At 74.7% G+C, this 11585-nt stretch carries 9 protein-coding genes; 4 read left to right on the forward strand and 5 right to left on the reverse strand.

The window, feature by feature from the left end:
- Positions 1–21: 21 nt before the first annotated feature.
- Positions 22–429, forward strand: a complete 408-nt coding sequence (gene msrB / locus ACIPK4_RS30330) for a peptide-methionine (R)-S-oxide reductase MsrB (RefSeq protein ID WP_054220846.1) — start codon at positions 22–24, stop codon at positions 427–429.
- 64 nt (positions 430–493) lie between these two features.
- Here msrB and ACIPK4_RS30335 read toward each other — a convergent pair whose 3' ends face one another.
- The 4 genes from ACIPK4_RS30335 to ACIPK4_RS30350 form a co-directional block, all read right to left on the reverse strand.
- On the reverse strand, positions 494–1252 hold the full coding sequence (locus ACIPK4_RS30335; protein ID WP_402318431.1) for a hypothetical protein: 759 nt from the start codon (positions 1250–1252) through the stop codon (positions 494–496).
- 20 nt (positions 1253–1272) lie between these two features.
- On the reverse strand, positions 1273–2148 hold the full coding sequence (locus tag ACIPK4_RS30340; RefSeq protein WP_402318434.1) for a hypothetical protein: 876 nt from the start codon (positions 2146–2148) through the stop codon (positions 1273–1275).
- 88 nt (positions 2149–2236) lie between these two features.
- The gene (locus tag ACIPK4_RS30345; protein WP_402318437.1) at positions 2237–2680 is read right to left on the reverse strand and encodes a response regulator transcription factor; all 444 of its coding nucleotides are present in this window, start codon (positions 2678–2680) and stop codon (positions 2237–2239) included.
- Positions 2677–3303, reverse strand: a complete 627-nt coding sequence (locus tag ACIPK4_RS30350; protein WP_402318440.1) for a LuxR C-terminal-related transcriptional regulator — start codon at positions 3301–3303, stop codon at positions 2677–2679. The genes ACIPK4_RS30345 and ACIPK4_RS30350 overlap by 4 nt, the downstream gene beginning before the upstream one ends.
- Before the next feature lie 321 nt (positions 3304–3624).
- Between ACIPK4_RS30350 and ACIPK4_RS30355 the strand changes: the two genes are divergently transcribed.
- The 3 genes from ACIPK4_RS30355 to ACIPK4_RS30365 all read left to right on the forward strand — a co-directional run bounded on the left by ACIPK4_RS30355 (position 3625) and on the right by ACIPK4_RS30365 (position 10155).
- Positions 3625–6819: a type 2 lanthipeptide synthetase LanM family protein gene (locus ACIPK4_RS30355; protein WP_402318443.1), complete on the forward strand. Its 3195-nt coding sequence runs from the start codon at positions 3625–3627 to the stop codon at positions 6817–6819.
- Positions 6820–6874: 55 nt separating this feature from the next.
- Positions 6875–7105 (forward strand): hypothetical protein, encoded by a 231-nt coding sequence (locus tag ACIPK4_RS30360; protein ID WP_054220842.1) that lies wholly within the window; start codon positions 6875–6877, stop codon positions 7103–7105.
- Positions 7106–7224: 119 nt separating this feature from the next.
- On the forward strand, positions 7225–10155 hold the full coding sequence (locus tag ACIPK4_RS30365) for an AAA family ATPase (protein ID WP_402318446.1): 2931 nt from the start codon (positions 7225–7227) through the stop codon (positions 10153–10155).
- A gap of 111 nt (positions 10156–10266) precedes the next feature.
- Here ACIPK4_RS30365 and ACIPK4_RS30370 read toward each other — a convergent pair whose 3' ends face one another.
- Positions 10267–11535: an MFS transporter gene (locus tag ACIPK4_RS30370; RefSeq protein ID WP_402318449.1), complete on the reverse strand. Its 1269-nt coding sequence runs from the start codon at positions 11533–11535 to the stop codon at positions 10267–10269.
- Between the last annotated feature and the right edge of the window lie 50 nt (positions 11536–11585).

The raw sequence follows: 11585 nt of genomic DNA on the forward strand, positions 1-11585 counted from the left end.
CGACGAGGGAGCGGGAGAGTCATGTCGTACGAGGTCGAGAAGACGGACGAGCAGTGGCAGGCCGAGCTGACGCCGTCCGAGTACCAGGTGCTGCGCCTGGCCGGCACCGAGCCGGCGTTCCGCGGTGAGTACACCGACACCAAGACGGCCGGCGTCTATTCCTGTCGCGCCTGCGGCGCCGAGCTCTTCCGCTCCACGGAGAAGTTCGAGTCGCACTGCGGCTGGCCGTCCTTCTACGACCCGAAGGACTCCGACGCCGTCGAGCTGAAGGCGGACGTGTCGCACGGGATGGTCCGCACCGAGGTGCTGTGCGCGAAGTGCGGCTCGCACCTGGGCCACGTCTTCGAGGGCGAGGGCTACCCCACGCCCACCGACCAGCGCTACTGCATCAACTCCATCTCGCTGCGGCTGACGCCCGACGAGGGCTGAGGCGGCGGCCCGCCGCTCGTTCGGTCACCGGAGCCCCGCCGGGCCCCGCCCGCCGGGGCTCCGGTCAGACGCCCACGCGGTCCAGGGCCGGGAGGAACTGGTCGTAGAAGGCCGTCTTGAGCTGCACGGAACGCTCCTCCAGTTCCTTGAAGCAGTCGCTCGACCCCTCGCGGGCCAGCAGCTCGGTCACCCGGGCGGCCAGGCGGTCGGAATGGGAGCCGGAGAGCAGGGACACCCTCGCGAGGGGCTGGGTCTTCGCGTCGTGGACGCGGTGCGGGTGGTAGAAGCGCGAGCGGTTCTCGCCCCCGCGTGCGAACCGGGGTCCCATCCGCTCCCAGAGCCGTCCGTACTCGGCGGAGACCAGGACCTCGCCCCAGAACCGCAGGACGGTCAGCAGCCGCAGGTCGCAGTCGTCGTGGGCGCCCGATGCGGCGATCAGCTCGAAGGCGTCCTCGACGGAGCGGCGCGTGGCGGCCGTCGGTCTCGACGCCACCAGGGCGTCCCGGGAGATCCCGAGCAGGCCCAGGTCGTGCGTCATGTCCTCGCGGTGCGAGGGCGTGTGCCCGTCCCCGCCCGGGTACTCCTCGCGCAGGATGACGCGGGCGATCCGCTTCCCGGCCTCGTCGCGCAGCAGGTCGATCGCCAGGTCGTAGGACGGGGTGAAGGCGAGCGAGACGAAACGCCGCTGGAGCAGGAGGGCGGCGAAGTCCTCGTCCGGCAGCAGCGAGATGCCCGCCAGGACCGGGTGCTCCTCGAACCGCGCGACCAGTGCGTCCTCGAACGCGTCCAGCTCGTGCAGCGGTGTGGGCATGGGCATGGGCATGGGCCGTACCTTTCCGTGGTTCACAGGCTGATGTCCCCGATGGAGTTGCGCCAGTCGCCCAGGTCCACGTCGCGGCCGATGCGCCACAGGGTGTCGAGCTCCTTGCGGACCTCCGTGCCCATGACGGTGTCGTCGCCGTCGATCTCGGTCTGGGTGGAATCGATGGCGAGCTGGCCGTGCAGGAACGAACTCACCAGGAAGTGGCCGTCGACCTTGAACACGGCGATGGACGGCAGGGAGTTGTACACGCGGACCCGGAGCAGCGCACGGCTCTCCGGACGGATCCCCAGGCAGAGTTCGGCGAGGCCGGCCAGGCACCGCTCCACGCTCGCCCTCACGTCCACCGCGAGCGCGCGATCGCGCACGGCCGTCAACGCCTCGTCCCGCAGCCCCGCCACGGGCGACGCCGGGTGCAGCAGCATGATGCGCACGGGGACCCGCCGGTCGACGACGGCCTTGCGCAACGCGGGCTCGATGTGCTCCAGATTGGGGATCCACGTCTGCAAAATGACGACTTCCCGTGCGGCGCGGTGCGCGAACTCGGTGAACTCGTCCTCGGGGAAGCGCCGGTGCACCCTGACCACGCCGCTGTAGTGCTCCTGCTTGAGCCGCTGCGCGACCGCGTCGACGTCCAGCTTGGACAGGTGTGCCTCGATGTTGGCGTCCAGCGCGCTGACCTGGGCCTGTACGTCGTCGAGCTTCCTCAGGCGGTCGATCTCCAGCAGGAGGAACACCGTGACCGTGCTCAGGATGAGCAGGGTGACCTTCGGGAGCGCACCCCCGGGCGCCAACGCGTCGAGCCAGCCGAACAGATCGGCCAGCAGCACCACGACACCCGATGCGGCCATCAGGCCCAACGCGATCCGTTCCGCCCGCTGGCGAAACTCGCCGCTCATGCCGCACCACCCCCCGGCGCGCCGTCATGAGCGCCGACCGTGCACCGCTGCCTCCGTACCGTGGACGTGTATCCGGACACGGGCGGTCTCAGATGAGGCTGTGCCGCACCGCGCGGGCCACGGCGTGGGCGCGGTTGCGGGCCTGGAGGCGGGACATCAGCTCGTAGATCACGTTCTTGACCGTGTGTTCCGAGCAGGACAGGGTGCGGGCGATCACCGCGTTGCCGTGGCCCTCCGCCATCAGGGTGAGCACCGCGGTCTGCCGGGCCGTGAGCCGGGGGGCGTCCGGCGGGGACGCCGCGTACCGGGGCGCGGCGGCCGTCGTGCCGGCGGCCGGGGCGGTGGCTGCCGAGCCGGTGACGGGGGTGCCGGTGGCGGCGGTGGCGGCGGTGGCGGCCCCGCCGAGCAGCCGGACCAGGGCCGGGTACGGCATCCGTCCGTCGCCGGCCTGACGCAGCAGGCTCAGCCGGTCCGGCGGGGCGGGGACGCGTACGGGCACGCTCCCGCGGGTGAGTTCGGCGAGGGCGCTCACAGCAGGCCCACCCGGAGGGCGTAGGCGACCGCGTGGGCGCGGTTGCGCAGCCGGAACCGCTGCGTGATGTCGTGGACCACGCTCGTCACGGTCCGCGGCGAATAGCACAACTGTTTGGCTATCTCGTTCGTCTCGTGGCCGTCCGCGACCAGGCGCAGCACGCTGCGCTCCCGGTCGCTCAGGCCCGCCGCGGCCCACGGGTCCGCGCCCGCGCCGGCCGCCCGGCCGCCGGCGCCGGAGCGCTCCAGCAGCCGGTCCAGGAGGTCCGGCGGCAGCGTGCAGTCGCCGCGGGAGGCGGCCAGTACGGCGCGCGAGAGCCGGGTGACGTCCGCCTCGCGGCGGCGCAGCAGTCCGCGGGCGCCGGCCGCTATGGCGTGCAGGGCGCCGTCGGGCGCCAACTCGCCCGCCACCAGCACCACATCGGGCCGGGCCGGGGTGTCGCGGACGGTGCGCAGGACGTCGAGCTCGGGCCGGCCGACCTGGTCCACGGTCATCACCACCACCCGCGGAGCGCCGCCCGGGGCCGTCAGGGACACCTCGGGGCAGGCGAACAGGGTGCTCTTGGTTCCGGCTTCCAGCACGGGGTCGAACGCGACGACGTCGACAGGGACGGGTACTCCCACCAGGTCCTCCGATGATCATCCGCCGGCCGGGGTGCCGGACGGGCGGAAGGGGCACTGGACACAGGCTGCGGGTCGCGGACCGGGGGCGGCATCGGGCGACGGCCCCCACATTTGTGAAGGACCGCCGCCGCAGCCAGGGTTCCTGCGCAGCCAGCCCTCCGGGAGCCCCACGACCTGGCGGAACCCGTACGGCACGGGCCCCGCCGGCGGCCCCCGCACCACCGCGTACGGCAGGCCACCGGGGGCCATGGGGGCCGCTCCGCGGAATATGGGGGATCGGCCCCCATGTGCGCCGCCCCCGCCCTCTGCGAGTTTTCTCCTGTGACTGACACCGCCACCACCGCCGAAGAAACCCAGGTCGGCGGCCTGGCCCCCTCCTGGTGGGCCCGGGCCCTGAACCTGCGGGAGCGGCTCGCCGCCCCGGGTACCCCGGTACCCGCGCCGGCCGACGCCCCCCACAGCCGACCGGCTGCGTGGTCCCTGGGGGACACGGACGGCTTCGCGGCCCGGCTGGCGAGCCTGGGAACCACCGAGGAGGCGGCGTACGCCCTCGCGGCGGAGGCGCCCGGTCGGCTGGCCTCCCGCACGGACGCGCCGCAGTGGGCCCGCGCCGTCGAGGAGATCGTGGCAGCGGCCCCCGCAACCCCCGGCCGGTCCCTGCCCCCGGCGGCGGACGCGGACGGCGCCGCGGTGTTCCTGCCCGCCCTGCGCCCCCTGATCGACTCCGCCTGGGCGCAGGCCGCCGCGCACCTCGACCTGTCCCGGGACGAACTCGCCGTGGTGCGGACCGCGTTCGAGGAGCGGCTCGGCGACCGGCTGGTCCGCCAGTCCGCCCGCACCCTGGTCCGTGAACTCCACCGGGCCCGTACGGAGGGCCTGCTGGCGGGGGAGACCCCGCGGGAGCGGTTCGCGGCCTTCACCGCCCGGCTCGCCACCCGGCGGGGACTCGCCGAGCTCTTCACCCGCTACCCGGTGCTGGCCCGGATGCTGGGCCAGGCCTGCGGGCACGCGGCCTCGGCCACGGTGGAGCTGCTGGACCGGTTCACCGCCGACCGGGCGCAGATCGTCGCCGGACTGCTGCACGGCACCGACCCCGGGGCCCTCGTACGCCTCGACCTCGGCCGCGGTGACGTCCACCAGGGCAACCGGTCCGTGGCCCTGCTGCACTTCGCCGGTGGCGCCACCGTCGTGTACAAGCCCCGCCCGCTGGAGCAGCACCTGCTGCTGGACCGGGTCGTCGGCTGGACCAACGAGAAGGTCCCGGGCCTGGGCCTGCGGACCCCGCGTTCGGTGCGCGGCGACGGGTACGGCTGGCTGGAGTTCATCGAGCACGCCTGGTGCGGCTCACCCACCGAACTCGACCGGTTCTACCGGCGCCAGGGCGCACTGCTCGCCCTCCTCTACGCCGTCGACGGCGTGGACATGCACTACGAGAACGTCATCGCCTGCGGTGACCAGCCGGTGCTGGTGGACGCCGAGACCCTGCTCCACTCGGGGCTGCCCGCAGCCGTGACCTGCGGGAGCGACCCGGCCGCGGACGCCCTGGCCTCCTCGGTGTACCGCACCTGCCTGCTGCCGAGCCTGCTGATCGGCGAGAACGGCGCCATGGACATCTCGGCGCTGGGCGGCGGGGACGGCGGCTCGTACCCCAGCGACGGGCTGCGCTGGGAGGACGCCGGGACGGACGTGATGCGGCTGCAGCGCGCCCCGGTGGCCGGCGCGGCCGGGCAGAACCGGCCGTCGCCGCAGGGCAGGGCCGCCGGCCACGCCGACCACCGGGCGGCGCTGCTGGAAGGGTTCCGGGCCGGGTACGACGCGATCACCGAGCACCGGGCGGAACTCCTCGGCGACGCGGACGAGGAAGGCGGCGACGGCGGGCTGCTGGCCCGCTGGGCCACCAGCCCCGGACGCCTGATCGCCCGCTCGACCCGCCTCTACACGACCCTGCTGGACGAGTCCACCCACCCCGACCTGCTGCACGACGCCCTGACCCGCGAGAGCGTACTCGCCGTGCTCTGGGCCGAGTCCGAGCACGACCCGGCCCGCCGCCGGCTCATCGAGGACGAGATCGCCGACCTGTGGTCCGGGGACGTGCCGCTCTTCTTCCACCACCCCGCGGACACCGCGCTGGTGACCTCCCGGGGCACCCGCCTCGACGGCGTCCTGCCGGCCCCGAGCCTGAGCGCCGCCCGTGCCAAGATCGCCGCCATGGGGGAGGTGGACCGCCACGACCAGGAGTGGATCATCTCGGCGACGCTCGCCGTCACCGGGGCCAACCTCAGCGTCGGCGGCCCCCGTTCCACCCTGGCCGGGCCGGCCGCGCCGGCCGTCGTGCCCGAGCCGTCCCGGCTGCTGGCCGCGGCCTGCGGGATCGCCGACGAGATCTCCGCGCGGGCCGTGCACGGCGGCGGACGCGTCAACTGGCTCGGCCTGGAACAGGTGTCCGGCGAGCACTGGGCCGTCCTGCCGATGGGCGGCGGACTCGCCCAGGGATACTGCGGAGTGGCCCTCTTCCTGGCCCAGCTCGGCGCCCTGACCGGCGCCGAGCGCTACACCGCGCTCGCCCGGCAGGCCGTACGGCCGCTCCCCACGCTGCTGGCCACACTGGCCCGCGACCCCGGGCTGGCGGCCGCGGTGGGACCCGGCGCCCTGCACGGGCTCGGAGGCATCGTCTACACGGCGGCCCGGCTGGCCCCGCTGCTCGGCGGGGGCCTGGGCGACTGCCTTCCCGACGCGCTCGCCGCCCTGGAACGCGCCGCCGACGCCGATGCCGAGGACGGCGGCGAAGGACCGGCCGGTCTGGCCGACGGCCTCGCCGGAGCCCTGGCCGCCGCGGTCGCGGCGCAGCGCACGTACGGGGCGCCGGCCGACGGAGCCGCCCGGGGGCTCGCCGACCGGCTGCTGGTCCGGGCCGAGAAGCACCTGGCCGAACGGCACCCGGCGGCCCCCGGCTTCGCCGACGGCGACGCTGGCATCGGCTGGGCGCTGCTGCGCCACGCCGCCGCCCGCGAGGAGGCGGGGCAGCCGGGGGCCGCGTACGCCCGCACCGGCGCCGCGCTCCTGCGGCCGGCACTGGACGCGGCCCTGCTCCGCCCCGCCGACCTCGGCTGGCACAGCGGCCTCGCGGGCACCGCGCTGGCCGCCGCCGACGCGCTCGGCACCGCGGGCGGGCCCGTTCCCACGGCGGCACTCGACCGGTGCGCCGCCCTGCTGGGCGCACCCTCCGAATCACCCGACCTCGGCCTGCACCGCGGCGCCCTCGGATCCCTGGAACCGCTGGGCGTCCTCGCCGGGCAGGGCCATGAAGGGGCCCGGACCGCGCTCGGTCACCGCGCCGGGGAGATTCTCGGCCGACTCGAGGATCACGGCCACCGCTGCGGCACCCCCGACCACGTACCGTCCCCCGGATTCCTCACCGGACTCTCCGGCATCGGATACGCCCTGCTCAGGCTGGGCTTCCCGGAGGCCGTCCCGTCCGTCCTGCTCCTCGAACCCGCCGTGCACCCCGGCGCCTAGCACTTCGGCACTGAGCACCACTCCCCATCAGGTCACGAGAAAGGTACTCATCACCATGCAGAAGCCCCAGGTCAACGCCCAGTCCGTCACCGCCGCCGACGAGGCCGCCGCCACGGCCGCCGCCGAGGCGCGGACCGAGGACCCGGCCGGCGGGATCACCCTGTCGGGACGGAACAAGGCGTGCGCCCGGGCCCGTGCTCTGGCCGGTGTGGTGCTCACCAGCGGCATCGTCATCACCCTGAGCTCGATCGACACCAGCGTGTCGGCCCCGAACGTCACCTGGTAGTGCGCCGGAGGTCCGTGTCCGATCTTCTCCGGATCTCTCCCGGATCTCCACTCCGCCTTTGTTCGAAACGGCCAACTTTCGTCGCACAATCGGCCGTTCGCATGAACTAGATTGCGGACATGCGTTCCCGTTCGCGGTACATCGTCGGTCGTGACCCGCAACTGCGGGAGATCAAGCAGGCACTGACCGACGCGGGCGAAGGACGCGGCGGTGTCGTCTTCCTGGTCGGTGAGGCCGGAATCGGAAAGTCCAGGCTCGCCGCCGAAGCGGTGGGCATGGCCTTCGGCATGGGCATGCGCGCCCTGCGGGGCCGCAGCAGCACCACCGGCCCCACCATCCCTTTCCGGCCACTCACCGAAGCACTCATGTCGCTCTTCCGCAGCGGCCCGCTCGACGGCACCTCCCTGGACGACCTGCCGCTGGGCCCCTACCGGCCCGCACTCGGCAGGATCATCCCGGACTGGAGCAGCGACGCACAGAACAACAGCTCCATGGTCATCCTCGGCGAGGCCGTCCTGCGGCTGCTCATCGCCACCGGCCGGGAACACGGCCAGCTCCTCCTGCTGGAGGACCTGCACGACGCCGACCCCGAGACGCTCGCGGTCGTCGAATACCTGGTGGACAACCTGGAGTACACCAACGTCGTGCTCCTGGCCACCATCCGTACGGAGCCCTGCGACGCGCTCGACATGGCCGACTCGGCCCGCCGGCGCGGCGTGGGGACCGTACTGGAACTCGCCCCGCTCACCCGCCCCGAGGTCGGCGCCGTCATCGCCGCCCAGCTGGACACCGAACCCGAGCTCGTCCCGGGGGCGGCCCTGGACCGGCTCTGGGACGACAGCTCCGGCAGCCCCTTCCTTGTCGAGGAACTGCTCCAGGGGATGATCGGCAGCGGCGCCCTCGTCCGCTTCGAGGACGGCTGGCGCGTCGTCGGCGACCTGCGCAGCGACGTGTCGACCGCCCTCGCCCGCGGGATCCTGCGCCGCATCGACCGGCTCGGCCCACAGGGGCTGACCCTGCTGTCCGCCGCCGCCGTGATCGGCCGCCGCTTCCCGCTGACCGTGCTCCAGCGGATGACCGGCATCGACGACCGCGGACTCCTCAGCCACCTGCACGCCGGCGTCGCGGCCCAGCTCGTCGTCCCCGACGAACCCGCCCCCGACTGGTACGCGTTCCGCCACTCGCTCACCGCCGAGGCCCTGCTCACCCAGCTCACACCCGGCAACCGGGCGACGATGGCCGGCCGCGCCGCGGACGCGGTCCAGGCGCTGTACCCGGACCTCGAAGGCGACTGGTGCCCCCTGGTCGCGGAGCTGCGCTCGCAGGCCGGTGACGACGCCGAGGCCGGCCGGCTGTTCACCGACGCCGGGCTGCGCGCCCTGGCGGCCGGCGCGATCGGCTCCGCGATCACCCTGCTCAGCCGCGCCGAACGGCTGCTCGCCGCCAGCCAGGACGCCGCCGGGCGCAGCGACGCCCTGGAGGCCCTGCTGCCCGCGCTCGCCGAAGCCGGCGACTTCGCCCGCGCCTTCGGGTTCGCGGAGAACCTGCACACCCTCGGCGGCAGCGGCCTGAGCGCCGGCCGGCTCGCCGCGCTGCACACCCGGCTCGCCAAGGTCGCCCACACCGCGGGCCGCTGGGAGGACGGCAACAGACAGATAGCCCAGGCCAGATCCCTCCTGGCCGCCCACCCCGACGAGGCCTGCGCCGCCTCCACCGACGTGACCGCGGCCTACCTCGCCCTCGACACCCCGGGTCCCGACCGTACCCAACTCGCCGAGAAACTCGCCCACTCCGCGCTCCAGGCGGCCCAGCGCCACGGCCTGGCCACCGTCGCCTGCCAGGCCCTGGAACTCCTCGCCACCCTCGCCCGCGAACGGGACTTCGACGAGGCCACCGCCCTGCTGGAATCGGCCCTGCAGACCGCCGAACAGCACCAGCTGCCGCTCCAGCGCATGTACGCGCTGACCCGGATCGGCGGCAACTACTGGCTCACCGAGGGCGCCACCGCCCCCCTGCTGGCCGCCCGGAGCGAAGCCCAGCGGCTCGGCTCGGCCACCATCGTCTACACCATCGACGGCATCATGATCCTGGACGCCGTCCTGCGGGCCGAGTTCACCGCCGCGCAGCAGTCCGCCGAGGAGTGCCTGGCCGTCGTACAGCGCCTGCGGCTGGCCCCGGCCACCCGGTACGTCCTGATGGCCCGGGCGGCCCTGGCCGCCCACCGCGGCGACCGGCCCGCCATGGAGAGCGCCCTCGCCGCCTTCGCCGACTGGGACGGGGCCGGCTCCCAGGAGGAACCCCTGACCCGCGGCCTCGCCCGGGCCTTCTGCGCGCTGACCGAGGAGGACCGGCCCGGCGCCGTCCGCGAGCTGCGCGCCGTCGCCGACCTGGAGGACACCAACCCCAGTACGTACTACCTCAGCGGGCGGTACGGCATCGGCCTGCTCCTGGACGTGCTCTCGGGGGCGGCCGACCGCGCCGCCTACGAGGAGATCGCGGCGACCGCCCCCGGCCGGATGCGCTGGAACCGGCAGTTCGTCCTGTTCGCCGGCGCCGTCCTGCTGGGCCGCGAAGGCCGCCCCGAAGAGGCCGCGGCCGCCGTGGCCGAGGCGCTGCGCGCCGCCGCCCCGTACGCGACCGCGCTCCACCTGGGCCTGCGGCTGATCGCCGACGCCGCTTACGAGGACGGCTGGGGCGAGCCGGTGGCCTGGCTGCGCCGTGCCGAGGAGCACTTCCACCAGGGCGGCGTCACCGCGGTCGCGGGCGCCTGCCGGGCGGCCCTGCGCCGCATGGGCGCCCCGGTGCAGCAGCGCCGTTCGGGTTCGAGCACCATCCCGGACGTGCTGCGCGCCCAGGGCGTCACGGTCCGCGAGTACGAGGTCTTCCGGCTCCTGGCGGAACGCCTGGGCAACAAGGACATCGCCGACCGCCTGTACATCTCGCCGCGCACGGTCGAGAAGCACATCGCGGCCCTCGGCACGAAGACGGGCCGCACCAACCGCGCCGCCCTGTGCGAGCTCTCCGCGTCCCTCGCGGCGTCGGCGCCCTGAGGCACCGGCCCGCCGCGCCGGGACGCCCCGCCCCGCGCCCTGAGGCACCGGCCCGCCGCACCGGGACGCCCCGCCCCGCGCCGGGGGCGTCCCGGCGCGGCCGGCCCGCGGTCACCGCATCTCGCGGACGGTGCGCGAGCTGAGGATGCCGAGCCCCGTCACCGCCAGGACCACCGCGGAGACGGCGAACATCGGGCCCGTGCCCGATCCGGCCAGGGCCCCGCAGACGATCAGGGACAGCGGGGCCACCGCGTAGCCGATCACCATGTCCACCGAGATCACCCGGCTCAGCACCGAGCCGTCGATGGTGCGCTGGATCCAGCTGAGGCCGAAGACCCCCTGGAAGCCCATCCCGAAGCCCATCGCCAGGACCGTGGCCAGGGCCCCGGCGGTGTTGCCGACGAGGCCGAGCAGGCCCGTGCCGATCGACAGCCAGCCCGCCAGCGCGGCGATCAGCAGACCGATCCGGGGGCGGGTGTCCAGGGCGCCGCCGACGAGGGTGCCCAGCATCGCCCCGCCGGCCAGTGCCCCGTTGAGCAGGCCCAGGGTGGCGGAGCCGCCCTGCAGGTCGACTTTGGCGAGGGTGGCGAAGCCGACCGTGAACGGCCCCGCCTGGCAGAAGGTGACGGCCGCGTCGACGGCCAGGATCGTCCGGATCCGCGGGTCCTCGAAGGCGTACCGCAGCCCGGCGCGGATCCGGGCGGCCAGCGAGGGCGCGTCCGCCGGCTCGGCCGCGCCCCCGTCCGCGCGGTCCGCCGCGTCCGCTCCGGGGCGGGGCAGCGGGCGGATGCCCGAGACGCACAGGCCGCAGAGGGCGAAGCACACCCCGTCGACGAGGAAGGCGACCGGTGCGTCGGCGAGGGCCACCACCATGCCGCCGACGGCCGGCCCCAGCACGGCCGACACCTTCGCGGCGACCGCCAGCAGCGCGTTGGCCGGGGCGAGCAGCTCCCGGTCCACCACGGACGGCAGGACGGAGGCCCGGGCCGGCTGGAAGAACGCGTCGACCGCGCCGAAGGCGGCGGCGGCGCAGCACAGCATCGCCACCGTGAGGGACCCGGCCAGGCCGGCCAGGCCCACCGCGGCCATCAGGGCGGCCCGGGCCCAGCTGGAGAGGGCCATCAGCCTCCGTGCGGACCACGTGTCGCTGAGGGAGCCGCCGACCAGGGTCAGCAGGGCCCGCGGCACCGCCTGGCAGGCGAGGACGTAGCCGAGCGCCAGGGTGGAGCCGGTGAGGCCGAGCGTGATCCAGGAGAAGGCGATGTAACTGAACCCGTCGCCGAGCAGGGACAGGGACTGCCCGAGCCACAGGAGGCGGAACGACGGCAGCCGGGCGGGGGCGCTCAGCCGGGACCGCGCGTCCACCAGGGTGGAAGCCATGAACGAACTCCCCTTCGTAGGGCTGTCGGGCCGCCGTCGGGCGGCCGTGG

The sequence above is a fragment of the Streptomyces sp. NPDC086989 genome (assembly GCF_044745505.1).
Lineage (GTDB): Bacteria > Actinomycetota > Actinomycetes > Streptomycetales > Streptomycetaceae > Streptomyces.